This window comes from Methylocella silvestris (genome assembly GCF_002891535.1).
Taxonomy (GTDB): domain Bacteria; phylum Pseudomonadota; class Alphaproteobacteria; order Rhizobiales; family Beijerinckiaceae; genus Methylocapsa; species Methylocapsa silvestris_A.
Genome location: NZ_PDZR01000012.1, coordinates 1 through 25,489 on the forward strand (window position 1 = coordinate 1; position 25,489 = coordinate 25,489).

Sequence of the window (25,489 nt, forward strand, 5' to 3'; positions counted from 1 at the left end):
ACCCCAGGTTGCCCCCCAGGCCTCGCCCCAACTTCCGCCCCAATTCCCGGCCGAAGCGCCGCCAGCGGCTCCCCTTCCGCCAGCGTCGCCCGCTCCGATGGCGCCCGCGCCGCCGCCGGTTCGCGCGGATGCAACAGACGCGGCGGGCGCACGCTTCGTGCGTCGCTTCGCGGAGGCCGCCGGCCTGCCGCCGGAGGCGATCGCCAAGCAGGACGCCGACGAATTGGCGAGCGAACTTGGCGCGCTGATGAGGCTCGTCACCGAGGATTTGCGCCAGCTCCTTGGCGCAAGGCTCGAAGTCAAGCGCATGGCGCGGGCGAGCCAGACGACGATTCGCGCCGCCGACAATAATCCGTTGAAATTCTCGCCGACCACCGAGGACGCGCTGCGCCAGTTGTTCGGTCCGCCGACGCGCAGCTATCTGCCCGCAGGCGCCGCGCTGAAACAGGGTTTTGAGGATCTAAAACGCCATCAGCTTCAGTCCGCCTCGGCCATGCAGGGCGCCGTGCAAATGCTGACCGAAGATCTCGATCCGGACAAGATCGAACAGGAGATCGCGCCGGAGAGCGGCTTCATGGGGCTTTTTTCGGCGCGCAAGGGCAAGCTGTGGGACGCCTATGTGGCGCGCTTTAAAGCCAAGACGCACCGCCATGGCGATGGCCTGATCGGGGCCTTCATGCTCTACTTCTCGCAATGCTATGATCAAACGCACAAACGATAGGGTCGCGACGCGGCATAGGTTGAGGCCTCGATCAAGGCTTGGCCGCAGCAAACGGGGTGATGATGTCCTGGTACAGTAAAGTCCTTTGGTCGGAAGGACTTTTCCTTCGCCCCCACCATCTGCAGCAGGCCGACCGCTACCTCGAACATCTGATCGAGGCGCGAACGCGCAGCGCCACCCCCTATCCCTGGGGGTTTTCGCATCTTGAGATCGACCGCGACCTCGCGCAGCAGAGCAAATTCGCGGTGCGCCGCGCGGCGGGCGTAATGCCGGACGGAACGCCCTTCGACATCCCCAACGACAGCCCGGCGCCGCCGCCGCTCGAAGTGCCGGACGGCGCGGCGCAGCAACTGCTCTGGCTGTCGATGCCGACCGCATCTTCCAATACGCGCGAGGTCGACGCGGCCGAGTCCTCGAGCGCCAGCCGCTTCGTCATCGGCGCCGAGACTTTCATCGATTCCACCTCCTCGCTGCGCATCGAGGAGGAGATCGACGTCGCCTATCCGCGCCTCGCTTTTGATCTGCGCAAGACAGCCAAGCCCGGCTTTCAGGGGCTCCCCATCGCCCGAATCGTCGAGGTGCGCGACAAATCGATTGTTTTCGACGAGAAATTCGCCCCGACGGTTTTGGTTTGTTCCGCTCATCCGACGGTCGAGGGCTGGCTCGACCGGGTGATCGGCTGGATCGACGCCAAGCTTGGCGAGCTCGCCCGCTATGCGGCGGACCCGACGGCCGGCGGCGGGCTGCAAAGCGTGGACTATCTGGTGCTGCAGGTTCTGAACCGGCACATCACGGTGATGCAGCATCTGCGCGGATCGCGCTACGTCCATCCCGAACGGCTCTATGTCGAACTGATTCGGCTCGCCGGGGAACTTGCGACCTTCGCCACCACCGAGCGGCGCGCGCGGCTTTATCCGCTTTATGACCATGACAATCTGGAGGCGAGCTTTTCGCCCGTCCTGCGCGATTTGCAGGATTTCCTGTCGGCGCGACTGGGGCGCAGGGCGATCCGGCTCGATATCATCGCGCGGGCGGAAAACGCTTTCATCTCGCCGATCCGCGACCGCAGCCTGTTTCGCAATGCAAGCCTCGTCCTCGAAGTGTCGGCGCGCCGTCCGCTGACCGAGATCCAGTCGAGCTTCCCGCATCTGTTCAAGGTCGGGCCCGGCTCCAAGATGAACGAGATCGTGCACGCCCATCTGCCCGGCGTGCCGCTGGTGCATCTGCCGACGCCGCCGCCGCAGATCCGCGCCATCACCGATCATGTCTATTTCTATCTCGACCGCACCTCGCCGCTGTGGCCGGAATTCTCGACGGCGAGTTCGATCGGCATGCATTTCTCCGGCGATTGGCCCGAGCTCAGCCTCGAGCTCTGGGCCGTCCTGGAAGACCGGTCATGAGTAAGGGCCTCGCGCCATGAACGAGAAGGACCCGCCGGACAGCCTCGGGCGGCGCGACAATCGCACGATCATTGTGCCAAATCCCGGCGGGCGCAGGCCCGAGCCGGCGCGCCCGTCAGCGCCCTATGCGCCGCCGCCTCCGGACGCGCCGCAACCGCCCTATGTCCCGGCGCAACCGGGCGCGGCGCCGGCCTGGCCGTCGCATCCCTCCCACGGCGCAGACGCGTCGCCCGGCGACGAATGGATCAAGGGACGCGCGGCGGCGGCGCAAGCTCCAGATCGGATTGTGCGTGATATTCCGATCGACGATCTGCTTGTGCCCAATGAAAATCCCCTGCTGCGCGCGGCGGGGCCGCTGCTGCTGCTGCTCGGACGCCTCCGCGTCGCGCAGCTGCAGGCCTCGCCCGCGAGCCTGATGGGGCAGGTGGCGGAGGCGGTCGGCTTCTTCGACAAGGAGATCCGCGCGACAGGCGTCGCGCCGCAGCAGGCGGAAACCGCCAAATATATTCTCTGCGCCACCGCCGACGACATCGTCCAGAATATCCCGACGGAGGATCGCCACGTCTGGACGCAATATTCGATGTTGAGCCGCTTCTTCGGCGAGCGCATCGGCGGCGTCCGCTTCTTTTCCGAGCTCGATAAAGCGAAGACCGATCCGCTCAACAATTACGATCTGCTCGAACTCATCTATGATTGTCTCGCCCTCGGCTTTCAGGGCGTCCACCGCAGCTCGCCGACCGGCGCCGTCAGCCTGCAGCAGATCCAGCGCGATCTTTACGAGCTTTTGCGCCGGGTGCGCCCGCGCGTCGACCGGGAGCTGTCGCCGCATTGGCGCGGCCAGAGCCTGCCGCGCGGCGTCATGCGCGCGCGCATCCCCTTCTGGGCAATCGCCAGCCTCGCCGCGCTTTGCCTGTTCGGCCTCTTCATCACCTTGCGCATGCTGCTGACGGGCGCCGCCGACGTTGCCGCGGCGGACCTTAACGGGCTTATCGGCCGCGGCGACCTGAAGCTGGTGCGGCATAATTTTGCCCCGCCGCCGAAGCCGCCCGAGCCGCCGCCCGGCAAACTGACCCAGCTCCAGCGCATCAGGCTCGCGCTCGCCCCCGAAATCGCGGCCAAGAAGGTCGACGCCACCCAGACGGCGACGAAGATCAAGATCATCGTCGGCGATCTCGTGCTGTTTCCGTCAGGGCAGGCCAACGTCAAGCCGCAATTCGAGCCGATCGCCAAGCGCATCGCGCAAACCCTGGAAAAAGAACCGGGCGCGATCACGATCGTCGGCCATACCGACAATGTGAAGTTGCAGGCGACCTCGCCCTTCGACTCGAACTGGACTTTGTCGATGGCGCGCGCCAAGGCGGTCGCCGCCGTGCTGAAGCCGGGCCTCAGCGATCCGGCGCGGGTCGAGGTCGACGGCAAGGCCGACGAGCAGCCGATCGCGCCGAACGACACGCCTTTGGGGCGGGCGCAGAACCGCCGCGTCGAAATCATGCTCGCCCGCTCGGATTGAACCCGCGATGAACAAGGAAATCATCCGCATCATCGCTTATGGCGTCGGGCTTTCCTCGATCGCCGCGGTGGTCTATCTCGCCGGTCCGATGATCGAGATCGGCGGCGTTCGCCCGCTCGAAAATTCGATCGTTCGCGACGTCATCATCGTCGTGCTGGTCGCCGCCGCCGCCGGGTTGGCCGGCTTTACCTTCTGGCGGCGCAAGAAAAACGCCGCCGCGATCGAAAAAGGGATCGCCGAAAGCAGCGCCCCCGACAGCGACGCCGAAGTTTTGGGCGAGCGCATGAAGGACGCGCTGGCGACGCTGAAAAACGCCAGCAAGGGAGCGGGCAAGGGCGCTTATCTTTATGAACTGCCCTGGTATCTGCTGATCGGACCGCCCGGCGCCGGCAAGACCACGGCGCTTGCCAATTCCGGGCTCAAATTCCCGCTGAGCCGCGGCGCGACGCCGGCGGCGGTCGCGGGCGTCGGCGGCACGCGCTATTGCGACTGGTGGTTCACCGAAGACGCGGTGATGATCGACACGGCGGGGCGCTACACGACGCAGGATTCCGATGCGCGGGCCGATCAGAAGAGCTGGCTCGCCTTTCTGGATCTCCTGAAGAAGAACCGTCCGCGCCAGCCGATCAATGGCGTCATCGTCGCGATCGCCCTCTCCGACATCATGACCGAGACGCAGGCGCAGATCGAGGCGCATGCGCAGGCGATTCGCTCGCGGCTCATCGAGGTCAACAAGCAGCTGAAGGTCGATTTTCCGGTCTATGTGCTGTTCACCAAGGCCGACCTCATCTCGGGCTTTCGCGAATTTTTCGCCTCCCTGAACGAGACCTCCCGCGCCCAGGTGTGGGGCGCGACCTTCCAGACGGCCGACAAGAAGCTCAATCTTGTCGGCGAGGTGCCGACCGAATATGATTCGCTGATCGCGCGACTGAACGAATGGACCACCGACCGGCTGCAGGAAGAGCCGGTGCCCTCGACGCGGGCCTCGCTGTTCGGATTTCCAGCGCAGGTCGCGGCGCTGAAGAAGCCGGTGTTCAATTTCCTCAATCTGATCTTCGAGCCGACGCGCTACCACGCCAACGCCACCCTGCGCGGCTTCTATTTCACCTCCGGAACCCAGGAAGGCACGCCGATCGATCAGCTGATCGGCGCGCTCTCACGCAGTTTTGGCGCGCGCGAAGTCGCGGCCAACGCTTATTCCGGGCGAGGCCAGAGCTATTTTCTGAAGAATCTGGTCGGCAAGCTGATTATCGGCGAGGCCGCCTGGGTTTCCACCGACCGCGCTGCGGTGTTTCGCGCGCGGCTGATCAAGGGCATTGCGCTCGGCGTGCTGGCGCTTGTTTGCGCCGGCCTCTCGCTCGCCTGGTTCGGCAGCTACCAGCGCAACAGCGACCTGATCGCCCGCACGCAGGCTGGCGCGGCCGATTTCCGCGTGGTCGCCGGGCCGCTCGCGACGGAGCCCGAAATTTCCGACCGCGACCTCGCCAAAATCCTGCCGCCGCTCAACAAATTGCGTTTTCTGCCGGCCGGCTATGAAACGAAGGGCGAGGCGCCGCCGCTCGCTGCGACTTTCGGCCTCAGCCAGTTCGATCGGCTGCAATCGGCCTCGACCGGCGCCTATGACATGGCGCTCGAGCGGCTGCTGCGTCCGCGTCTGATCTATCGCCTCGAAGAGCAGATGGAGGCGAACCGCGGCGATCCGAGCTTCCTCTATGAGGCGCTGAAGGTCTATTTGATGCTCGGCGGTCTGCATGCGGTCGACCGCGATCTCGTCATGAATTATCTGCGCCGCGACTGGACTGATAATCTCTATCCCGGCTCCGCCAATGCGGACGGGCGCCGGCTGCTCGAGGCCCATGTCGCGGCGATGCTCGACATGAAGGGCGACATCATCGTCAGCCTCAACGGGCCGCTGGTGTCGGAGGCGCAAAATCTTCTCGCGCGGCTCAGCGTCTCGCAGCAGGCCTATGAGCTGCTCCGCTCGCAGGCGGCCAGCTCGGAGATCGTCGATTGGAATGCCGCGCGACAGGGCGGCCCCGATTCGGCGCTGGTGTTCGAAGCGACGCAGGGCGCCCCGCTCGATTCCATAAAAGTGCCGGCCTTCTACACTTATGCGGGTTTCCGCCGTCTGTTCATCGACCGGCTGTCCGGCATCGGCGAAAAGCTGAAGAGCGATCGCTGGGTGCTTGGCGCCGCGGGCGAGCAGGCCGCGGTCGAGGACCAGTATAAGAGCCTCAGCGACGATCTGCTGGCGATCTATGGCAAGGATTTTATCGGGGCCTGGCAAAGCGCGCTCGGCCGGCTGAAGCTGAAACGCCTGCTCGCCGACAAGCCGAAATATGTGACGCTGGCGGCAGCCTCCGCGCCGACTTCGCCCATCAAGCAGCTGATCGTCTCGGTGCGCGACGAGACCGCGCTGATACGCGAGCGGCCGGGATTCGCCAAGAAGGAAGGCGTCGATCCGAACGCCGCTTTGTTTCAGAACCGCGCCGTTCCGGGCGCCGATATCGAGCAGGCCTTCAAAGCCTATCACGTCCTGGTCGAGGGGGAGGCCGGGCGGGCGCCGGTCGATCTCATTATCTCGAACCTCGCCGAAATCTACCAAAGCCTGCTGCTGATGGGCAATCCGGCGCAGGCTCCGCTCGCGACCTCGCAGCTACAGACGCAGGTCGCGGCGTTGCGCGCCAACGCCAACCGGCTGCCGCAGCCCTTCGCCGGCATGTTGCAAACGGCAGGGACCGATATCGACGGCGATCTGACCAATAGTTTCCGCTCGCAGCTGAACCGCGCGCTGCGCGACACGGTGACCGGCGTTTGCCAGCAGGTGGTCTCGAATCGCTACCCCTTTGCGCGCACCGACCGCGAGGTCTCGCTGGTCGATTTCGGCCGCCTGTTCGGGCCGCAGGGGATCATCGACAAATTCTTCTCAACCCAGATCCAGCAATATGTCGACATGTCGAAGCCGGTCTGGACGTTCCGGCAGGACAATAATGTCGCGCGCGCGCTCGCCTCGTCCGGCGCGACGCTGAAGGAATTTCAGCGCGCGGCGCAGATCCGCGATGTGTTCTTTGCCACCGGCGGGCTGATGCCGTCGATGACGCTGACGATCACGCCGCCGCCGGCGCCGCTACCCGCTCTGCCTGCTCCGCCGCCGCCCGCTGCGGGCGCGGCTCAGGCGGCGCCGGCCGCCCCCCCGGCGCCGGCGGCGCCGACGGTGAGCATCAAGATGGACATGAACGGCACGCCGATCATCAGCCCGGCGGGCGCCTCGGCGCCAGTCGTCGCGCAATGGCCGGGCGCATCGACCAACCGCAGCGCGATCACCGTGACCTCGGATGCGCCGGGCGCGCAGCCCTCGACCATCGAGCGGCGCGGCCCCTGGTCGCTGTTCCGGCTGATCGAGGCGGGCGCTCCCGTGCCGCACGGCGATTCGATCGTCGTCAGCTACATCGTCGGCGGGCGCGAACTGCAATACACGTTCAGCGCCGGCTCGACGCAGAATCCGTTCACGCTGCCTGCGCTGCGCGAGTTTCATTGCCCGAGCGATCTTTGAGGGGCGTCCGAAAGCGCGGGTCTCCTTAGCCGAAGGAGCCTTTTCGGGAGAATGGCGTCCCCAAGGATGAGGTAGAGGCGAGCTATTGTCGCCCTCGGGGTTCGAGACGGGCTCTCCGAGCCCTCCTCGCCATCGGGGCTTTTGACGGAAGCGAAGGCGGAAAGAACAGCCAATGCGCTGCGGCCTCATCGGCAAGATCGCCGCAAAGCCCGACTATGTGGCACTCGACGCGCCGGCGCCCCTGCTCGCCGCGATGGAGCCGTGGCTGCACGCGTCAATCGCCTCCAGCCGCTTGATGCTTGGCGAGTCGTGGCAGGGCGTCTTCCGCGCCGCGCCGATCTGGCGGTTCTGGCTTGGCGCCGAGATCAGCGGCGCGCCCGTCCTTGGCGCTTTGGCGCCCTCGATCGACGCCGGGGGGCGCTATTTTCCGCTGATCGCTTTCGCCGCCAGCGAGCCCCCCATGGCGATTTTGCCGCCCGAATTCGCCGATCACGACGCCTGGTTCCAAGCCGCCGAAGCGCTGTTGCTCGCCACGCTCGCGCAGGGCGCGAGCTATGAGGCGGCGGTCGCCGCCGTGGAGCGCCTGCCCGCGCCCGCCTGCGCGCCCGCCGTCGCGATCCGGCCGCCGCTGGCCGCGCTCGCCGGGGGCGTCACGGCGCCGCTCGACGACAAGCCGCTGGCGGAGGTGTTTTCCTGGCTTCGCCGCGCCGACTGGGGCAAATCCTATGGCGCGCGCAGTTTCTGGTGGACGGCTGGCGGCGTCAATTTCCGCCCGCGCGCGCTTGGTTTTTATCATCTGCCCGACCCGTCGCTGTTTGCCGCCATGCTCACGGGTGAATTTTCTGGCGGCCCCGGCGCCGGGATGGGATAAGGCGCGTCAGGCCGGCGCGCGTCGCCGCGTCAAAGGTTCAAGAAAACACGAGGGATCCATGCTTGTCACACGCCTGTTTCGCGCCGGGCTTACGGCCGCTTATGCTCTTGTCGCCCCAGCGGTCGCCATTGCGCCGCAGCCGGCCGCCGCGGCCGACGAGACCGTCACCAAGACGGGGCTCCGCCTGATCGACACGCAGCCGGGCGCCGGCGAAACGCCAAAGCCGGGTCAGACGGTGAGCGTGCATTACACCGGCTGGCTTTATGCTGACGGCAAGAAGGGAAAGAAATTCGACAGTTCGCTCGACCGCGGCCAGCCCTTCTCCTTCACGATCGGGCAGGGCCAGGTGATCCAGGGCTGGGACGAGGGCGTCGCCACCATGCGCGTCGGCGGCAAGCGCACATTGATTATTCCGCCGGAGCTCGGTTACGGCTCGCGCGGGGCCGGCGGCGTCATTCCGCCGAATGCGACGCTGCTTTTCGACGTCGAACTGCTTGGGATCAAATAGCGCGGCGCCGCAATTAATGGTTGCGATGCAGGCGGGGCGATGGGAATCCTGCTGCCGGAGGGGCAAGACGAAGGACCAGACAGGAGAAGGCCAATCGGGGCGAGGCAAAGAGCAGGGCAGTTAGCCGGGGCCGGATCGACGTGACCGCGAAAAACGATATCGGACCGACGCAATCGATCGGGAGCGCTCCCTCGGCGGCATCCTATGGCGTCAACGCGCCGCGGGGAGCCGATCTTCCGGGCTCCGAATCGCTGCGCCCCGGCATGCAGTTGAACGGCGTCTATGAAATCGACGCCCTGCTCGCCCGCGGCGGCATGGGCGAGGTCTATAAGGGCCATTCGATCCAGACCGGCGATCTCGTCGCAATCAAGGTCATAAGGGCCGATCTCGCCGAGAATGAAGTGGCGATCGCGCTGTTTCGGAACGAAGCCTCAAAGCTGCACCGGCTGCACAATGAAGCGATCATCCGCTACTTCGTGTTTTCGGTCGATCCGGCGCTGCAGCGAACCTATCTGGCGATGGAGTTCGTCGAAGGCGAGCCCCTGTCGCAGATGCTGCGTCGCGCGCCCTTGCCGCCCGAAGCCGTGCGACGCCTCGCCTGCCGCGTCGCGCTCGGCCTTCACGCCGCGCATAAGCGCGACATCATCCATCGCGACGTCTCGTCCGATAATATCGTCATTCAGAACAATGACGTCGAAGAGGCCAAGATCATCGATTTCGGCATCGCCCGTTCGACGCAGGCGGGCACGACGCTGATCGACATCGGCTTCGCCGGCAAGCTCAATTATGTCTCGCCGGAACAGCTCGGCCTTTATGGCGGTGACGTCGGCGCGCGCTCGGACATTTACAGCCTCGGCCTCGTGTTGGTCGAGGCGCTGCGCGGCGCCCCTGTCGACATGGGCGGCACGCAGGTCGAGGTGATCGACAAGCGCAAGAGCGTGCCGAGCCTCGACGGGGTTGACCCGCGCCTCGCGCCGGTGATCGAGAAGATGCTGCAGCCCGATCCCGCGGCGCGCCAGCAGAGCATGCAGGAGGTCGCCGAGGATTTCGCGCGGATCGTGATCGAACCGCCGGCCCGCGATCGCGCCGCGCCCGCGCGCGGAGGCGCGTTCCGCAGCCCGGCGCGGGCCGGGGCGCGTAAGCCCCCGATCACGCTCGTGCTGGCGGCGGGATTGGCGCCCGTGGCGATCGCGCTGATCGCGGCCGCCTATTTTTGGCTCGCCGGTCCCGTGCAAAAACGGCCCGAGACGTCGCCGCAGGCGGACGTCGTGCTGCAACCTCCGCCAGAACAGCCGCCTTTGACCGCGCCGCCCGGTTCGCCTCCTGTAACCGAGCCGGAGGCGCCAAACCCGCCCGCAACGCCGCCCGGCGTCGTCACGCGCGAAAGCGTGCTGCGCTATGTCGAGGGCTACGCGGGGGCGACGTGCTTCAGCATCCTCTCGGCGGCGGCGACCGCCTCGTCGACGCGAATCGAGGCGATCGGGGCCGAAAGGAGCGCGTTCGACGAACTCAACGCCGCCTTCAGCCGGGCCATGGGCTTTGAGGCGGATATCAAAGCAATTCTCGTCCCGACCGCGGAATGCGCCGCGCTTGACTTCTACAAGGCGGCGAAGCCTGCCGCGGCGCTCGCCCCACAGGTGCAGATCGACACGCCATTCCTGCGCGCGGGCCAGGCCCTTACGGGGTCGATCGCGGGAGCCAGGGATCGCAAGGTCGAGGCGCTGCTTATCAGCGACGATGGGATGATCCAGAACGTCACCAATGCGCTGCCAACCTCCCGTCCGCGCCCGTTCAGCCTTGCGGTGACGCGGCCGAGAGCGGGCGGGCAGCCGCAAATTCTGATGTTTGTCTCGAGCGCCAGTCCGCTGGCCGCGCTGAAACTCGGAAAACCCGGCAAGGCCGCGCAGATTCTTGCCGCGGCGGAGGCGGAGGCGGCCGGGCGCCAGGAGCAGCTCGGCGTTGCGATGAACTATTTCTACGTGACGGAGTAAGACTTAATGATTGCCGCCGCTGGTGCGGTCGGCCAGGGCCAGGATCAGCATCGTCAAGGCGAAGATCATCAAGGCGCCGAGCGCCAGCCCCAGCTTCGCGGGCTGAAAGCTTTGGTCGAGCTCCAGCAGGCGCTCGAGAATATTGACCGAAGTGATCGCGACGATCGAGCTCAGAAGCTTCTGCTTGAGGCCCGCAAAGCCGATCCGGGTCAATCCTTCCGGCCAGCTCGGATGGTCGGAGACATTGATCGGGCGCACGAAGTTTTCGAAGGCGAGCAGATGACGATCAGGATGAGATTGGCGGTGAGAGAGAAATCGATCAGGCTCAATATGCCGACAATGACGTCCGACTGATCCGCGTCCTTCAGATGCGTGACGAAGGCGAAAAGCTTGACGCAGAATTTATATAAAAGCGCGACGAGGCCAATGATCAGGCCGGCGAGAAACGGCGCCATCAGCCAGCGGCTTGCGAAGAACAGATTTTCGATGCCGCGTTCGACAGGTTTCATGGAGCCTCCGCCTGGAGCGGTTCGGATCGGATTGCAGCTCCGGCGTGATGCCATGGAAAGCGCAAGCGAGGCAACAGGCGCCTTTACGGCCGCGACGGCCTGGCTCAGGCCGCCTTCAGCTGCGCCACGCGGATCGGGATCGGCGGATGCGAGTAGTAGAACATGGCGTAGATCCTGTCCGGCGTCAGCGTCGCCAGATTGTCACGCGACAGACGCGTCAGCGCGTTGATCATATCGTCCTCGCCGACGATCGCCTTGGCGAAGGCGTCGGCCTGAAACTCGGCGCGGCGCGACAGGAAATTGAGCAGCGGGGCGGCCAGCCGAAGCAGCGGGCCAAGCGCCGCGGAGACGATCATCAGCACGATCCCCGGATCATCTGGAAGCCCGAACTGGCGGGCGAGGCCGCCGGCCGAGAAGGCCCAATGCAAGACGGCAAACATCGCAAAAAGGAGGATCGCCGATTGCGTCAGCCTCTGGCCGATATGGCCGAGCTTGAAATGGCCGAGTTCATGCGCGAGCACCGAAATGATTTCGTCTTCGGTGTGTTTTTCGAGCAGGGTATCGAAGAAGACGATCCGTTTGACCTTGCCGAAGCCGGTGAAATAGGCGTTGCCATGGCTCGACCGTTTGGAGGCGTCCATCACATAGAGGCCGTTCGATTTGAAGCCGCAACGCGCCAGCAGCGCTTCGATGCGGCTTTTCATCGGGCCGTCGGGCAGCGGCCGGAAGGCGTTGAACAGCGGCGCGATCCACAGCGGATAGATGACGCCGGCGCCGATGGTCAGCAGGACCGCCGCGCCCCAGCCGATCAGCCACCACAGGCGCGGCAGCGCCTCGATCAGCCAGAAAAGGCCGAACAGGAGCGGGGCGGCGATGGCGAATTGCAGAGCGAGACCCTTGATCTGGTCCAGCGCGAAAACGCGCGGCGTCGTGCGGTTGAAGCCGAAAGCCGTCTCGATCTTGAAAGTCTTGATGAGCGCAAAGGGAAGGGCGAACCCGTAGCTGACCGCGCCGATCGCCATCACAAGCGCCACGCTGCGCACAAGGCCCGGCTCGAACAGCGCCGCCGCGAGCGCGTACAGCGGCGCCAGCAGAACAGTTAGCCAGAGAACGGAGAGGCAGGTGTCGAAAACGGTGTGGAGCGCCCCGAGCCTGGCGTTCGCCAAGGTATAGTCGGCGGCGCGCTGATGCTCTTCGAGCGTGACGACGGAGCGGAAATCGGCCGGAATGCTGTCTCGGCTGGCGCGCACCGAGTCGATTTGTCGGCGGCGCAAATAGAGGTCGAGCGCGCCGGAGGCGATGATTGCGGCGATGATCGCTAGGGCGGTGAGGCTCAACGACGGCTCCGAACTCAATGCCGGGCGGGGGTTCTCGCCACGCCGACGCTATTGGACCGGCCGGACCGGAGCGATGCGTCGATCAGGGCGCGAAAATCTGGCGGCGTCGCGTCCGGGAGCAAAAGCCGATCTGCTCGGTCCAAAACGTCTTCGGGTTTGCGGGCGGATGCTCTGGCACCGGGCGCCTTGCTAGACGCCCAAACGATGACGGGCGACGACGGCCGGGCCGCCGTTTTTCGGGCGCAGCCTGACGACCACATCGACTTTCGAGATCTCATAGCCTTCGGGCGCTTCGATGCCTTCGGCAAATCGCGCGCAGTCGGGGCCGATGTCGCAGACCGCGCCGCTATCCTCGAAGAAAAAGTGCGAGTGATTGCTCGTATTGGTGTCGAAAACCGTTTTGCCGCCCTCGATCGCAAGGCCGCGCACGAGGCCGACCTGAGCGAACAGATTGAGGACATTATAGACCGTGGCGAGCGAGGCCGGCATCCGGGCGGCCTGCGCTTCGGACGCGAGCGCGTCCGCTGTCAGGTGTCGATCGCCCTTGCCGAACAACAGCTTCGCCAGCCCGAGCCGCTGCCGTGTCGCCCGCAGACCGTAACGCTCCAGCAGAGCGCGGCCCTTGAACGGCTCGCCGGCGTGATGGAACTCGGTGCCCTTGGACTCATACATGAACGGACGCGCTTTCCCAGAATTCGTCTCGTCACATTGAATGCAATTTTTGCGTAAGACACAATCGAAAAGATGATGTTTAGAGCAATTCTAACGGAATGTTCAACGCGACTGTCTTTGGCGCAGCCTTATTGTGCGGTGAGGTTGAAAGGGCATAAGACCGCTCTGCCGACAAGCGGTCGGATTTCACCAATATATTGTCCGACCGAATGAATTGATCCGGTCGGCGCTTTGGCGAATCGGCCAGCTGGACTGGTCGCGAGGCTACTTCTTAGCGACGGAGTTGAAGGCCGCCTGCGCCGACTCGCCGAGCTCCTTGGCCTGGGACTGGATTGCCTGAAGCTGGGATTTGGCGAATTCGGTCTGCAGCGCGAAGACTTCCTGAACGTCTTTGGCGTGGAGCAGCTTCTGCGCCAGATCGAAAGCGGCGTTGACGTTGCTTTCCGCAAACGACATGGCCTTGGTCACGGCTTCCTTGGCGCTCGAGGGAAGCGCCTCGGCCGAGCCCGTCGCTTTTTGAGCCGCGCCGATAAAACCCAAAAACGCTTCGCGCGCTTGTTCGAAGTTCTTTTCCGCAAGGTCGCGAATCTGAGTGGGGATTTGCTGCGGTATGTCGATCATGGCGTTCTCCTTCAGCTGAAAATCTGGTCGATCCGAGGTTGAGAGACGGCTTTTGGCGCGATGCATGTCTTGGGCGTTATGAACGGGGCGGGAGATTTGGCGATTGGCGCATTGTTGCCAACTCCAGGTTCAGCGCCCCAAGTTCACAGCATTGGGGACGAAGCGGCCTGATCTTTCCAGAATTTAGCCGTTTGCGCCACCCCCTTGGGGTCGTAGTCGCAAACTGTGACGTTTCAGCTGCGGCCGCCGCAAACATCTCGCTTTCGCGCCCGTGGCGCGTTACATCGATGTCAGCCGCTTTCGAAAGGATTTCGCCATGTTGTTCGTCGCATCGGTGCTGAAGGGATTTGCCGTCGCGGCGAGCGACGGAAAGATCGGAACCGTCGATGATTTTCTGTTCGACGACGAGAGCTGGAAGGTCCGCTGGCTGGTAGTCGACACGGGTGGTTGGCTAAGCGGGCGCAGGGTCCTCGTCCATCCCTCCGCGCTGGGCGAGCCTGATCCCGCGCGGCGCGTGCTGCCCGTGCTGCTGACGAAGGCGCAGATCGAAGCCGGGCCGGACCTTGCCGAGCACCAGCCGCTGTCGCGGCAGATGGAATCGCATCTTTACGATTATTACGGCTGGGATCCGTCATGGGGGGTCAGCTATTTCGGCGTTGGCGCGATCGCCCAGCCGTTATCGTTGCCGCCGCTGGAGGGCGAGGCCGACGCCGCCGACGCCGCCGAGAACGCCGCGCATCCCGGCGAGCAGGATCCGCATCTGCGCAGCGCCGCGGAAATCAATGGCTATCACATTGAGGCAAGCGACGGCGAAATCGGCCATCTCGAAAGTCTTGTGCTCGACAACGCCAATTGGGACATTCGCTATCTCGGCATCGCCACGAGCAATTGGTGGGGCGGCCAGCACGTCCTTATCGCTCCCTTCGCAGTCAAGGAGATCGACTGGGCTGACCGGCGCATTGCGATCGACATCACCCGCGTGCAAGTGAAGTCGAGCCCGCCATGCGATTCGATCGAGATGGTCGACGAGGCCTATGAGCGGATGCTCCACGGGCATTATGGCTGGCCGGGCTACTGGTATTATCCGAATTAGCGCGGCCGGAGCGTCAAGCACCCGCCGCGCGCGCCCGCCTCGCGCAAATACCTGATTGTTTTTAGAAGATCTTCGAACTTTCTGCATTGCAGCAGGAGTTGTCTGTCCGGCAGCGGGCCGCGGCTAGAATAGCGCCACGGCGATGCTGTGGAACACTGCGTCAATTTCCATTCTTCTTCTGTGATATTCGCGCGCACTTTGTGCGGCGCGAAGAAACAGTTGCGCAAATGTCGCACCTAGCTCTCCTTCAACTTGGCGCATGCGAGATCGCGTTGACAGGGCGGGACACGAAATGTACCGATGATTTCAGGCTCCTACGTATTTCTTCTTGTGTTTATACGTGGAGCAGAACGGTTTAGCAGTAATAAAGCGGGAGAGGTCGCCTTCCTGCAACAGCCTGAAAATACAAACAAAAAATTAAACGGCGTTGCTTGCAAATCGATCAATAAGAAAATAGGCGACTCTTTATTTAAACTAGCAAACAACGGATGGGGAGAGTAATGGCTAACCGCAATGGAAGATCCAGGAGTCGCCGAAGCGGCGCCTATATGGCTATGGCCGGCCTGATGGCCTCTGTTTTCGTCGGTTCGGTCGCCGCGCGCGCCGATACGACAGATGAATTGCTCGATCAGCTCAAGGCCAAGGGCGTCCTGACCAAGAGCGAATATTCCAAGCTGAAGCAGCGTCACGCCGCCGAAGTCTCGAAGCCCGGCCCGCATAGCGCGGCGCCTGTCGGCAACGGCCGCTACCTGACCGCGCTCGACAAGGGCGTCGGCTTCCGTATTCCCGGCCAGCAGATCGTCACCAAGGACAATGGCGTTGTCTCCGTCGGCGACGTCGACGTGAAGCTCACCGGCGCGCTGATCTTCTTCGGGGCTGAGCAGTTCAAGAATAACGTCACCGGCACCGCGATCGCTGGCGGCGTGACGGGCGGCCTCGCTGGCGGCAGCACGGTCAACAATTCCAACGCCATTCGTTCGGGCCTGTTGCCGAGCAACGTGGTCCTCAGCCTTGCGACCAACCAGATGGGTTGGGATCTCGGCTTCACCGTCGGCGCTTATTTCGGCGGCAACAACGTCAACGTCGGAAGCGATCCCAGAAATGCGAACGCGGGCGGTTCGGCCTTTGCGCTCGGCACCCCGGGCATCGACCTTCGTCAGGTTTTCGGCACGATCGGAACGCCTGAGCTTGGCAGCCTGAAAATCGGCCGCGACCTTGGCCTGTTCGGCGGCCAGGCGATCCTGAACGACTTCACCCTGTTCGGGGTTGGCACTGCGGCCGGCAACGCCGCCCCCGGCAATACGGCGCTCGGGCGCATCGGCCTTGGCTATGTCTATGCCGACTGGATTCCGCAGATCACCTATACGACGCCCGGGTGGAACGGCTTCACCGCCTCGGTCGGAATGTTCTCCCCGCTCGCCGCCACGGATATTTTCACCGGCGGCGCCACGAGCGGCGTGATGACCGCGCATGACCAGCCGCAATTCCAGGGCCAGATCAAATACGTCGGTCAACTCGCGCCCGACTTCAAGCTGACGGCGTGGGTCGACGGGATCACCCAGTTGCAGCGCGCCGAAACCGGCGATTCCGTCACCGCCTTTATCAGCCCCGGATCTCAGACCAGATCGTCCGGCGTCGACGGCGGCGCCCGCGTCGACTGGAATGGTTTCAGCGTCGTCGGCTACGGCTACTGGGGCAGCGCGCTCGGCACCACTGGTCTCTTCTGGCAAGCCCTCAGCCCGAATGGCCAGGCTCGCAACTCGTCCGGCTGGTACGCCGAGGCGGAATACACCTTCGGCGGCCCGTACTTCCCGTCCTTCCTGGCCGACCGGTTTACCATCGGCGGCAGCTACGGCCAGAGCTTCCTCCAGGCGAACAGCTTCGACTGGTCGACAGGCGCGGGCTATGTTCCCTTCCTCCTGCATAGCAATCAGTCAGCGATCGGTTTTGTCCGCTACAAGATGACCGATTGGGTGGCGTTCCAGTTCGAGTTCATCAACTCGACGTCCATCAACCAGTCCGGCGGCGCCTACAGAACAAACGCCGTCGTCGGTGGAACGACCTTCTTCTTCTAAGCTTCTGCCTCGAAGCCCAGCCAAAAACACGCCGCCCCGTCTCAGACGCGGGCGGCGTTTTCTTTTGCGAAATTGTCGGGGGGATAACAAAAAGGGCCGACCGGTTTCCCGATCGGCCCTTTTGCGTCCGGCGATTCGGCGCCGCTCCGGGGAAATTCCGGAGCGGCGAAAGATCAGAAGAAGCCGAGCGGCTTGTTGCTGTAGCTGACCAGCATGTTCTTGGTCTGCTGATAGTGATCGAGCATCATCTTGTGATTTTCGCGGCCGATGCCTGACTTCTTGTAGCCGCCGAAGGCCGCGTGAGCCGGGTAGAGGTGGTAGCAATTGGTCCACACGCGGCCGGCCTTGATGGCGCGGCCGAAACGATAGGCTCTCGTGCCGTTGCGCGTCCACACGCCCGAACCGAGACCATAGAGCGTGTCATTGGCGATCTCGAGCGCCTGCGCATCGTCCTTGAAGGTCGTGACCGACAGCACCGGCCCGAAGATCTCCTCCTGGAAGATGCGCATCTTGTTGTGGCCTTCGAACACCGTCGGCTGCACATAGAAGCCATTGGCGAGCTCCGGGCCGACATCCGCGCGGGCGCCGCCGGCGAGAACCTTGGCTCCTTCCTGACGGCCGATGTCCATATAGGACAGGATCTTCTCGAGCTGGTCGTTCGAGGCCTGCGCGCCGATCATGGTCGCGGGATCGAGCGGGTTGCCCTGCTTGATCGCATTGACGCGCTTGATGGCGCGCTCCATGAAGCGGTCGTAGATCTTCTCATGCACGAGGGCGCGGGAGGGGCAGGTGCAAACCTCGCCCTGGTTCAGCGCGAACATGGTGAAGCCTTCGAGGGCCTTGTCGAAAAAATCGTCGTCTTCGTCGGCGACGTCCTCGAAGAAGATGTTGGGGCTCTTTCCGCCGAGCTCAAGCGTCACCGGAATGATGTTTTCCGACGCATATTGCATGATGAGGCGGCCGGTCGTCGTCTCGCCGGTGAAGGCGACTTTGGCGATGCGCGGGCTCTGCGCCAGCGGCTTGCCGCATTCGACGCCGAAGCCGTTGATGACGTTGAGGACGCCGGGCGGCAGCAGATCGCCGATGACGTCCATCAGCACCATGATGCTCATCGGCGTCTGTTCGGCCGGCTTCATGATGATGCAATTGCCGGCCGCGAGCGCGGGGGCGAGCTTCCACACAGCCATCAGAAGCGGGAAATTCCACGGGATGATCTGGGCGACGACGCCGAGCGGCTCATGGAAATGATAGGCGATGGTGTCGTGGTCGATCTCGCTGATGCCGCCTTCCTGGGCGCGCAGAACGCCAGCGAAATAGCGGAAATGATCAACGGCGAGCGGCAGATCGGCGGCCTTGGTCTCGCGGATCGGTTTGCCATTGTCGATCGTCTCGACCATGGCGAGAAGCTCGAGCTTTTCCTCGATCCGGTCGGCGATGCGCAAAAGCGCCAGCGAGCGCTGCGCCGGCGAGGTATTGCCCCAGGCCTCTTTGGCCGCGTGAGCGGCGTCAAGCGCAAGCTCAACGTCCTCTGCGGTGGAGCGGGCGATGGTGCAGACGACATTGCCGTCGATCGGCGAGATGTTTTCAAAGGTCTGGCCCTTGACCGGCGGCGTCCACTTTCCGCCGATGAAATTGTCATAATGCGGCCGGATGGCGATCTGATCCTTGAGATCGGCCAGAAGCTTTTCAACCATAAATATTCCTCCCCTTTTTAGATCACTCGCCCGTCGGATCATTCGGGCTGCGCCGCGTCCTGCGCCGCCGCCCGAAGCATTTGCCGGACACTTGCGGCCAAGGCGCGCCGCCGTCCGATCGTCCGCCAAAGGAATCGCTCGCGCATCCCTCTCTCAACGCAACCGCTTGCGCGATCGCCTGAATTCATTTTCGTGAGGCCGGCTGGCCTCGGCGTGGTCCATTTGCCGGCAACAGATCAGAGTGTAAAGCCGCCTTTGCGGCGGCCGCGAGGTTCCGCTCCTACACTTTCCAGTTGCCTGACCGGCAAAGGTCATGCTTTGTCCTTTTGAGATGAAACCCATTCTATGTGCTGAGGGCCGGACCGCTCGCCACCGGCGGCAAATGCGTCACGCGACAGGCGGTCTGGCTCCGCGGATCCGGCCGGGCGTCTTTGCCGCCTGGCGGACAAAACCAGCGGCGCAACTTTTTATCCTGGCGGACGCCCGCGGAACGATTTTTAGTGGCGCAGCGCGTCATTTGGTTCAAGCATCCTCTGGGACCAGTCGGCGTTCTTGCGCTGTGCGCACAATAGAATCAGACCGGCGGGATGTTTGTTCCCCACCTGTTCCTCCCATTCGGCGCGCCCCGATTGCGGGATCGACGGGCGCGGAGTTTAATGAGCGGGCCGCGCTGATGGCTATACCCTAAAGGTCGCACCAGCGATGCTCAGGGACCCGGCTAAGACGCGCAGCCGCCGCCCGTTGAAGGACAGCGCGTCGAAATTGCGCCGGTGGGCGCGGGGAGCCCGATGTCGAAAGTTCTGATTGCCGACGACCATCCGGTATTTCGCCGGGCGCTTGGCGATATCGTTGGCCAGTTGCTGCCCTCAACCGGCCTTGTGCTTGTCGAGGCGGCGGATCGCAGGCAATTGTTCGAGATCGTCGAAAACGACGACGTCGATCTCATCCTGCTCGATCTCTGCATGCCGGGCATGACGGGGCTGCCGGAACTGGTTGCGATCCGCAACATTGCGCCGGCGACGCCGGTGGTCATCATCTCGGCCATCGACGATACGACGATCGTCAACCAGGCGATCAACTGCGGGGCCGCCGGCTTTATCCCCAAATCCTCCTCCATGGAGGGTCTGGCGGCCGCGTTGAAACAGGTTCTCGATGGCGGGGTCTATGTTCCCGGCAGCGACGAGGCCCGCGAGAAGCGCGGCCCCGCGGAGGCCGACGCGTTGACGCCGCGCCAACTCGCTGTCCTCGGTTTGCTCTCGGCCGGCAAGTCGAACAAGGAGATCGCGCGTGCGCTGTCGATCAGCGACCTCACCGTTAAAGTGCACATCACGACGATTTTTCGGAAACTGGGCGTCGCCACGCGCACGCAGGCGATCGTCGCCTTTCAGCGCGAGCGCGTGCAGGTGTCGAATAATTGAGCGCTCGGACAAACTTGTGCGCCAGGATATTTTTTCAACGCATCCGCCTGGTCCAAAAAGCCTCCAGCTTTTTGGGCGGAAGCTCCAGCGCGCGCGCTGCGGGATGTCACGGGCTGGACGATTGCTGAGACGCCGCTGAGGCGGCGCGACGCGAGGCGAGCGCGCTGAGCATCGCGCGCAGCCGCATCGGCGGGGCGGTCTTGGCGAGAAAATCATAGCCCTGCCGCTTCAATGCGCGCTGCAGTTCTCCGCTCGAATCGCTCGAGACGATCAACGCCTGCAGCTCCTGCCCGAACGCCTCCCGCATCGCCGCGACCGCCTGCGTTCCGAAAACGCCATTATCGAGATGATAGTCGGCGATGACGAGCTGAGGCGCCTTCCTTGCGGCGATGAGCGCGGTGATCGCCGCATGCGGCGAGCGCACGGCGATGGTGATGCAGTTCCAGGAGCGCAGCAGCGCGGAAAGCGCGTTGCGCAGACGCATGTCATTATCGATCACGACAACGCAGAGCCCGGCGAGCGACGCCCCGCCAGGCTCGGCGATGGGCTCGGGGACGGCAGGGGGCGCCTCGCTCGACCTGAGGCGCAAGGCGAAGCGCGAGCCGCGTCCGAGGGTCGAGCGGACCTCGATTTTGGCGTCGATCAGGCGGGCGATCCGCTCGGTGATCGCAAGCCCGAGCCCCAGGCCGCGGTCGCCCTCGCGCGCCGCCGCGCCAATTTGTCGGAACTCTTCGAAAATCAGCTTCAAATTATCCTCGGCGACGCCGACGCCGGTGTCATGAACTTCGATCACGATCTCCGCGCCGCGCTTGCGGCAGCCGATCAGGATCGAGCCCTGCGCAGTATAGCGCAGCGCGTTGCTGATAAAATTGCGCAGCACGCGTTCGATCAGAACGCGATCGCTATGAACCGAGGCGGCGCTCGCGACCGTCCTGAGGCGAAGACCGACGGCTTCCGCCTGCGGCTCGTAATCCTGACGGAGCCGATCGAGCAGCGGCTGAAGCGGGAAGGAGCTGAATTCGACCGGCCAGACGCCGGCGTCGAGGCGGGAGATATCGACGAGCGTGCATACCAGCTCGTCGACCGTGTCGAGCGCCGCCTCGATATTGGCGACGAGTTCGCAGCCGCGCGACTGTGGGTCGGGAAAGCCGGCGACATGCTCGCCAAGCATGCCAAGGAACAGGCGCGCCACATTCAGCGGCTGGTGCAGATCGTGACTCGCCGCGGCGAGAAAGCGGGTTTTGCTGAGATTGGCCTTTTCGGCATCGCCCTTCGCCGCCAGCAGGGCTTTTTCGGCAGCGCAGCGCTCCGAGATCTGCTGGAACAGCTGATGCGTCAGATTGGTCAACTCGGCGGTGCGCTCCGCAACCCTGTTCTCCAGCGTGATCGCCGCCTGAAACAAGGTGAAGGCGTTGTTGCTTTTGGCGCTCATGTCGTTTTCGACACGGTCCATCAGCACCGAGTTGACCCGGCGCAGCCTTGCGATTTCCGCCCGCAGCGCCGCGGCCTCCTGCTGCTCCGCAGAAGGTTCAAAAGGCGGCGTCCGCGCCGCGCCCGGAGCGGAAAAGTCAAAGATCGTCATAAGGCTTGCCAATGGCGATCGCGGTAAAGGTCTGGTTCAGATGCATGCCGGCGAATTGCTCGCCATAGGTGCTGAAGCCGATCACATGATTGGCGGCGAGCAATTCTCCGGCGAGACGTTTCGTCTGCGCCTTTTCCAGTGCGAGGCTGCGATAGATGCAGTCGAAGCCGATGACGAGCTCGGGTCGTCCGAAGCTTTCGTTCACGCCCTCGAAAAAGGCGGCGAGATTGGGCAGCACCGCCTCGCTTTTTGCGAGGCGCAGCACCACGCCTTCGTCGATGGCGCAAAAGAAGGTGAGACTGTCGTCGAAATGGGCGGCCTGAATCGAGCGGACATGAAAATCAGGGCCGATCTTGACCATCAGCGGATAGGCGGAGAAGGTCGAGGGCGTCAGGGCCCGCTCGGGCAGATTGAGCAGACGCGCATATTCGCGCGCCGCCGGTTCGCCGTTGAGCTCGAACACTTTGCGGCTGTGGGGATCGGCGCGCGTTACCACCATGCGCTCGTCGGAGCCGATGAGATGCTGGCATTTCAGGATTCGGAACGGCGCCTTGATGCGGATCGCCGCGAGCAGGGCGGCGTCGCTGTGGAAGGCGCCGTCGCAATAGACGAAGGCGCCGTTGAGGCAGAGATTGTCCGCCGCTGATCCGCCGACGAGCGGCGTCATGTCCATCAAGAGATGCATCGAGGCGAGCACGACCTCCTCGTTGCGGGACATGCCGTCGATGAGGAGCAGGGCGAAAGAATCCCGCGGGTCGAGCGTATAACCTTTTTCGCCCATTGCCGAGACGACTTTTTGCGTCGCGGCATGGCCGTCGGACATCTGGAATCTTGACAGATTCTGCATCAATGCGGTCGCCGCGACGCAATGCGAGGCGGCGATGCTGAAGCCGGTGATCGATCCGTCAAGATAGCCGATCGGGGTGATTTCTCCGGCCGTGGTGCAGCCGATCATTTGAACGCCGGCGAACATGCGCCGCAGCTCCGGCTCCAGCACATTGAGGTCGAAGCTGTACGAGCAGAAGAATACGACAAGGCCCATGTCGGGCTGGGAGATGGCGTCGTGAAATTCGCGCACCGCTGTCACGGGATCGGGCGCCGTCGAAAATCCGCGTCGTATCGCCCCGCGCCCGCTCATTGGCCTGTCTCCACTCGCGGCGCTTGCCGCGCCTGTCCTGTCTTGAATCTTATTCTAGCGCAGGAACTGCGCGGCCCGAAATCTGCGCCGCGCTTGCAACCGATCATTTCACGTCGATCGTGATCGAGGCGCTGAGATCCGGCCCATACGACAGATGCGCGCCATCGCCAAGCTGCAGGGTCAGCTGGTGCTTGCCGGGCGGCAATTTAAGCTGTGTTTCCGTTTGCGCCTTGCCGAAGTGAATCGAGGTTGCGCTGGCGCCGATGACCTCGCCTTTCGGAATGGGCGCGCCGTCGACGATGAGATGATGGTGGCCGCTGTCCGGCGTTGTGTCGCCAGCCGGCTTCAGGTTGAAATTGTCCAGCCCGAATTTGACTGTGACTGGGCTTTCAACGCTCGCTCCATCCTTGGGCTCGATGAAATAGACGCGCGGCTCGGGGGCGGCGAATGCCGGCGCCGCAACCGTGAACGCAAGGAAGGCGGCGAGATTTATGGCATGCTTCATGATAAAATCCTGTCGTCTTGGCAGCGCGCCTGAAGCCTGATCTGCCTGAAGGCCGCGGGTGGTGATGGAGTAGGCCCGATGTCGGCGTCTGCGGAAAGCCGATTTTGAAAAAATTGGCCCCCCGGGCTTACAAGAGACCCCCGACGGCCAATATGAAAGAGAGCGCCTTTTGGGGATGGCGAGCGCTTGACGAACGGCGGAATTCTCGCGCCTTGTGTCCGCAATCGACCGCGTCTGTTCGAAGGAAAGTTCACATGAAATGGTTTGGGGCACTCCTTGTCTCGGTCGCAATGGCCGCTCCCGGCGTGGCCCTGGCGCAGCGCTATCACGAACCGCCAGAGTCTTATTATGAACCAACCGATCGCTGCCCGACGGGCTATTCGCTGCAGCAGCAGGACCGCGCGGCCTATGATTGCTCGGGCACCCGCGGCCGCATTGGGCTTGGGGCGAGTCCCTATCATCCGGAAGGTCCTGGCAACTTTTCCTTCGGCAGATAGGCTGCGGGCGTAGGCCTCTAGCGGAGGGGGAGGCTTGCCTCCTCCTTCGAGCGACAATCTTCGAGGCGGCGGCGCGGCAGCGCCCAGACGAGTCCCTGCTCGAAACCGGCGCCGGTCCATTCTTGTACGGCAACCGTGATCGTCTCCAGACTGGCCTCGATGGTCAGGAAGCAGGCCGGGGTTCCCCGCGTGCGTTGCGAGAGCGTGCCGGCCCCCACGGCATAGGTCATTCCGTCGCCCCACGGCAAAGCGAGGGCGAAGGGATTATGGACATGGCCGCTCAGGATTAGATCGATGTTCTGCTCGGCGAGTAGGCGGGCGGCGGCAAGGCCGCGATGCACGCCGCCGGACACGGCGGCATTCGACATCTCGATCAGCGGATGGTGACAGACAAACACTTTGAGCGCCTTGCTGGCGATCGCCATTTCCTCGGCCGCCTTCTTTACGGCGGCAAGGTCGATTGAGCCCTTCGACCAGTCGAATCGGGGCTGAACGCCGCGCGCCGTATTCAGGCTCCGGACGGTGAGGCCGGGAAAATAGCCGTTCGTGGCGGACTGACCGACGAAGTCGCGATAACGGCCGAAGGGCCGGAACAGGCGCTGGGCGAGGTTCCAGACCGGTGTGTCGTGATTGCCCGGCGTGACGATCTGCGGCTGCGGCAGACGCGCCAGCCATTCCCGCGCGGCGGAAAATTCGCGCGATCGTCCCTCGGCGGTGAGGTCGCCGGAAATGATCGTAAGATCCGGCCGCAATGCTGTCGCGGCTGCTGCTGCGGCTTCAACCGCCTCGCCGTTCTCACAGCCAAAATGCGGATCGCTGAGATGGACAAGCCGGATGGTCACGGGGCCTGTCACAGTTTAGCAGCATCGGCCGCTGCCGGCGGCGCATCCGGCCCGACGAGCGCGTAGAAGGCGTTGGAGACAAAAGCGACATCGACGTCGCGGTCGAGGCGGCACAATTCTCCGTCGAGCAGGCATGGAATGGCCTGCCTTGCGGCGACATGCGCCGCCTTGCAGCAGTGCGAGCGGACCGCCGGATCGCTCCGCCAATCGCCAAAAAGGGAAGTGAAGCCGATCCGGAACGCGTCGGCGGCGTGGCGCGGATCGAGAGCGACCGCCTCCATATAGGCCTCGCCGGCGCAAGCGGCCGTCATCAACGGCGACACGAAAGCGACTGCCTCCGCCTTGCTGGTTCGGCCGCCGTCGAGTTCAAATCGAAGCTTCGATTTGAAGGAGAGGGCGAGCGCCCGCCGCGCCCGCATCAGGGCCAGCATGAGCTTTCCGTGCCGCACCGCTTCGCGCGCCGGGGCCCAGAGCGCGGGGGCGCCGAGAATCGCTGCGACGTAGAACTGGCGTCCCGCGACCGAGCCGCCGGGCGCTGCGCGAATGCGGCCGGCCTTGAGCGCGCTTTCGAGCGCGTCCTGCCATTTGCCCCGGCCATAGAGCGCATAAGGCAGCATGTTCATGGTGCCGCCGGCGAGCGGGGCGAACAGCGGGCCGTCGGCTCCGCATAATTCGGCGGCGAGACGCGCCGTGCCGTCGCCCGCGAGGGTGATGAGAAGGTCTGGATTTGTGTCGACGGCGGCGCGCAGCGCGGCGACGATCTCGCCCGGCCCGACGCTGACGACCTCAGCGTCGCCTGTGAATGCTGAAAGGATCGTCCGCATCTCGTCGGCCGCGCCGGCGCCGACGCTGCCGCCAGCCTCGTTGACGATGGCGGCGATGCGTCGGATGGAAGGCGTTCCAGCAGGCCGCCGATCAAGATCTGGCGATAAATTATCGGTCATGGTGAACT

The 25,489-nt window shown here is 64.0% G+C and carries 22 protein-coding genes; 11 read left to right on the forward strand and 11 right to left on the reverse strand.

Features of this window, described 5'->3' with window-relative positions; translation table 11 throughout:
• From tagH to CR492_RS11485, 7 genes are all read left to right on the forward strand, one after another.
• Window positions 1-721 (forward strand): type VI secretion system-associated FHA domain protein TagH (tagH, locus tag CR492_RS11455; RefSeq protein ID WP_102843969.1); only part of this gene is annotated, 721 nt, incomplete at its 5' end.
• 62 nt (window positions 722-783) lie between these two features.
• The gene (gene tssK / locus CR492_RS11460) at window positions 784-2,121 is read left to right on the forward strand and encodes a type VI secretion system baseplate subunit TssK (RefSeq protein ID WP_102843970.1); all 1,338 of its coding nucleotides are present in this window, start codon (window positions 784-786) and stop codon (window positions 2,119-2,121) included.
• A gap of 16 nt (window positions 2,122-2,137) precedes the next feature.
• Entirely contained in the window at window positions 2,138-3,631 is a 1,494-nt protein-coding gene (gene tssL, locus CR492_RS11465; protein WP_102843890.1) for a type VI secretion system protein TssL, long form, read from the forward strand.
• Between the two features lie 7 nt (window positions 3,632-3,638).
• Window positions 3,639-7,184 (forward strand): type VI secretion system membrane subunit TssM, encoded by a 3,546-nt coding sequence (gene tssM, locus CR492_RS11470; protein WP_102843891.1) that lies wholly within the window; start codon window positions 3,639-3,641, stop codon window positions 7,182-7,184.
• Between the two features lie 172 nt (window positions 7,185-7,356).
• The gene (gene tagF, locus CR492_RS11475) at window positions 7,357-8,055 is read left to right on the forward strand and encodes a type VI secretion system-associated protein TagF (RefSeq protein WP_102843892.1); all 699 of its coding nucleotides are present in this window, start codon (window positions 7,357-7,359) and stop codon (window positions 8,053-8,055) included.
• Window positions 8,056-8,113: 58 nt separating this feature from the next.
• Window positions 8,114-8,563 (forward strand): FKBP-type peptidyl-prolyl cis-trans isomerase, encoded by a 450-nt coding sequence (locus CR492_RS11480; RefSeq protein WP_102843971.1) that lies wholly within the window; start codon window positions 8,114-8,116, stop codon window positions 8,561-8,563.
• 140 nt (window positions 8,564-8,703) lie between these two features.
• Entirely contained in the window at window positions 8,704-10,554 is a 1,851-nt protein-coding gene (locus tag CR492_RS11485; protein WP_102843893.1) for a serine/threonine-protein kinase, read from the forward strand.
• 3 nt (window positions 10,555-10,557) lie between these two features.
• Here the strand turns inward: CR492_RS11485 and CR492_RS21425 are convergent, their stop codons facing one another.
• The 5 genes from CR492_RS21425 to CR492_RS11505 all read right to left on the reverse strand — a co-directional run bounded on the left by CR492_RS21425 (window position 10,558) and on the right by CR492_RS11505 (window position 13,693).
• A complete protein-coding gene (locus tag CR492_RS21425; protein WP_348626710.1) occupies window positions 10,558-10,767 on the reverse strand; it encodes a hypothetical protein in 210 nt (69 codons plus the stop codon).
• Window positions 10,764-11,063, reverse strand: coding sequence for a YqhA family protein (locus CR492_RS21430; RefSeq protein ID WP_348626711.1), 300 nt, complete (start codon window positions 11,061-11,063; stop codon window positions 10,764-10,766). Before CR492_RS21430 ends, CR492_RS21425 begins: the two co-directional genes overlap by 4 nt.
• 104 nt (window positions 11,064-11,167) lie before the next feature.
• Window positions 11,168-12,400: a M48 family metallopeptidase gene (locus CR492_RS11495; protein WP_102843894.1), complete on the reverse strand. Its 1,233-nt coding sequence runs from the start codon at window positions 12,398-12,400 to the stop codon at window positions 11,168-11,170.
• Between the two features lie 189 nt (window positions 12,401-12,589).
• Window positions 12,590-13,072, reverse strand: a complete 483-nt coding sequence (irrA, locus tag CR492_RS11500; protein ID WP_102843895.1) for an iron response transcriptional regulator IrrA — start codon at window positions 13,070-13,072, stop codon at window positions 12,590-12,592.
• 264 nt (window positions 13,073-13,336) lie between these two features.
• Complete coding sequence (locus CR492_RS11505) at window positions 13,337-13,693, reverse strand: phasin (protein WP_102843972.1); 357 nt, start codon at window positions 13,691-13,693, stop codon at window positions 13,337-13,339.
• A 316-nt stretch (window positions 13,694-14,009) separates the two neighbouring features.
• Here CR492_RS11505 and CR492_RS11510 point away from each other — a divergent pair, with 316 nt between their 5' ends.
• The gene (locus CR492_RS11510; protein ID WP_102843973.1) at window positions 14,010-14,786 is read left to right on the forward strand and encodes a PRC-barrel domain-containing protein; all 777 of its coding nucleotides are present in this window, start codon (window positions 14,010-14,012) and stop codon (window positions 14,784-14,786) included.
• A 548-nt stretch (window positions 14,787-15,334) separates the two neighbouring features.
• Complete coding sequence (locus CR492_RS11520) at window positions 15,335-16,861, forward strand: hypothetical protein (protein ID WP_102843897.1); 1,527 nt, start codon at window positions 15,335-15,337, stop codon at window positions 16,859-16,861.
• A 173-nt stretch (window positions 16,862-17,034) separates the two neighbouring features.
• Here CR492_RS11520 and adh read toward each other — a convergent pair whose 3' ends face one another.
• A complete protein-coding gene (adh, locus tag CR492_RS11525) occupies window positions 17,035-18,555 on the reverse strand; it encodes an aldehyde dehydrogenase (protein WP_102843898.1) in 1,521 nt (506 codons plus the stop codon).
• 788 nt (window positions 18,556-19,343) lie between these two features.
• Between adh and CR492_RS11530 the strand changes: the two genes are divergently transcribed.
• Window positions 19,344-19,973, forward strand: a complete 630-nt coding sequence (locus tag CR492_RS11530; RefSeq protein ID WP_102843899.1) for a response regulator — start codon at window positions 19,344-19,346, stop codon at window positions 19,971-19,973.
• Window positions 19,974-20,079: 106 nt separating this feature from the next.
• Here CR492_RS11530 and CR492_RS11535 read toward each other — a convergent pair whose 3' ends face one another.
• The 3 genes from CR492_RS11535 to CR492_RS11545 all read right to left on the reverse strand — a co-directional run bounded on the left by CR492_RS11535 (window position 20,080) and on the right by CR492_RS11545 (window position 23,198).
• Window positions 20,080-21,555, reverse strand: a complete 1,476-nt coding sequence (locus tag CR492_RS11535; protein WP_102843900.1) for an ATP-binding protein — start codon at window positions 21,553-21,555, stop codon at window positions 20,080-20,082.
• Complete coding sequence (locus CR492_RS11540; RefSeq protein WP_102843901.1) at window positions 21,542-22,693, reverse strand: FIST N-terminal domain-containing protein; 1,152 nt, start codon at window positions 22,691-22,693, stop codon at window positions 21,542-21,544. Before CR492_RS11540 ends, CR492_RS11535 begins: the two co-directional genes overlap by 14 nt.
• Before the next feature lie 103 nt (window positions 22,694-22,796).
• Complete coding sequence (locus tag CR492_RS11545) at window positions 22,797-23,198, reverse strand: DUF4399 domain-containing protein (RefSeq protein WP_102843902.1); 402 nt, start codon at window positions 23,196-23,198, stop codon at window positions 22,797-22,799.
• A 254-nt stretch (window positions 23,199-23,452) separates the two neighbouring features.
• Between CR492_RS11545 and CR492_RS11550 the strand changes: the two genes are divergently transcribed.
• On the forward strand, window positions 23,453-23,695 hold the full coding sequence (locus CR492_RS11550; protein WP_102843903.1) for a hypothetical protein: 243 nt from the start codon (window positions 23,453-23,455) through the stop codon (window positions 23,693-23,695).
• A 17-nt stretch (window positions 23,696-23,712) separates the two neighbouring features.
• Here CR492_RS11550 and CR492_RS11555 read toward each other — a convergent pair whose 3' ends face one another.
• Window positions 23,713-24,537, reverse strand: a complete 825-nt coding sequence (locus CR492_RS11555; protein ID WP_180982522.1) for a metallophosphoesterase family protein — start codon at window positions 24,535-24,537, stop codon at window positions 23,713-23,715.
• 8 nt (window positions 24,538-24,545) lie between these two features.
• Entirely contained in the window at window positions 24,546-25,481 is a 936-nt protein-coding gene (locus CR492_RS11560; RefSeq protein WP_102843905.1) for a diacylglycerol/lipid kinase family protein, read from the reverse strand.
• Between the last annotated feature and the right edge of the window lie 8 nt (window positions 25,482-25,489).

Excerpts from the sequence above, each read along its gene's own strand:
- tssK (WP_102843970.1), top strand. The coding sequence starts at position 784 with ATGTCCTGGTACAGTAAAGTCCTTTGGTCGGAAGGACTTTTCCTTCGC.
- tssL (WP_102843890.1), top strand. The coding sequence starts at position 2,138 with ATGAACGAGAAGGACCCGCCGGACAGCCTCGGGCGGCGCGACAATCGC.
- tssM (WP_102843891.1), top strand. The coding sequence starts at position 3,639 with ATGAACAAGGAAATCATCCGCATCATCGCTTATGGCGTCGGGCTTTCC.
- tagF (WP_102843892.1), top strand. The coding sequence starts at position 7,357 with ATGCGCTGCGGCCTCATCGGCAAGATCGCCGCAAAGCCCGACTATGTG.
- CR492_RS11480 (WP_102843971.1), top strand. The coding sequence starts at position 8,114 with ATGCTTGTCACACGCCTGTTTCGCGCCGGGCTTACGGCCGCTTATGCT.
- CR492_RS21430 (WP_348626711.1), bottom strand. The coding sequence starts at position 11,063 with ATGAAACCTGTCGAACGCGGCATCGAAAATCTGTTCTTCGCAAGCCGC.
- irrA (WP_102843895.1), bottom strand. The coding sequence starts at position 13,072 with ATGTATGAGTCCAAGGGCACCGAGTTCCATCACGCCGGCGAGCCGTTC.
- CR492_RS11505 (WP_102843972.1), bottom strand. The coding sequence starts at position 13,693 with ATGATCGACATACCGCAGCAAATCCCCACTCAGATTCGCGACCTTGCG.
- CR492_RS11510 (WP_102843973.1), top strand. The coding sequence starts at position 14,010 with ATGTTGTTCGTCGCATCGGTGCTGAAGGGATTTGCCGTCGCGGCGAGC.
- CR492_RS11520 (WP_102843897.1), top strand. The coding sequence starts at position 15,335 with ATGGCTATGGCCGGCCTGATGGCCTCTGTTTTCGTCGGTTCGGTCGCC.
- adh (WP_102843898.1), bottom strand. The coding sequence starts at position 18,555 with ATGGTTGAAAAGCTTCTGGCCGATCTCAAGGATCAGATCGCCATCCGG.
- CR492_RS11530 (WP_102843899.1), top strand. The coding sequence starts at position 19,344 with ATGTCGAAAGTTCTGATTGCCGACGACCATCCGGTATTTCGCCGGGCG.
- CR492_RS11535 (WP_102843900.1), bottom strand. The coding sequence starts at position 21,555 with ATGACGATCTTTGACTTTTCCGCTCCGGGCGCGGCGCGGACGCCGCCT.
- CR492_RS11540 (WP_102843901.1), bottom strand. The coding sequence starts at position 22,693 with ATGAGCGGGCGCGGGGCGATACGACGCGGATTTTCGACGGCGCCCGAT.
- CR492_RS11545 (WP_102843902.1), bottom strand. The coding sequence starts at position 23,198 with ATGAAGCATGCCATAAATCTCGCCGCCTTCCTTGCGTTCACGGTTGCG.
- CR492_RS11550 (WP_102843903.1), top strand. The coding sequence starts at position 23,453 with ATGAAATGGTTTGGGGCACTCCTTGTCTCGGTCGCAATGGCCGCTCCC.
- CR492_RS11560 (WP_102843905.1), bottom strand. The coding sequence starts at position 25,481 with ATGACCGATAATTTATCGCCAGATCTTGATCGGCGGCCTGCTGGAACG.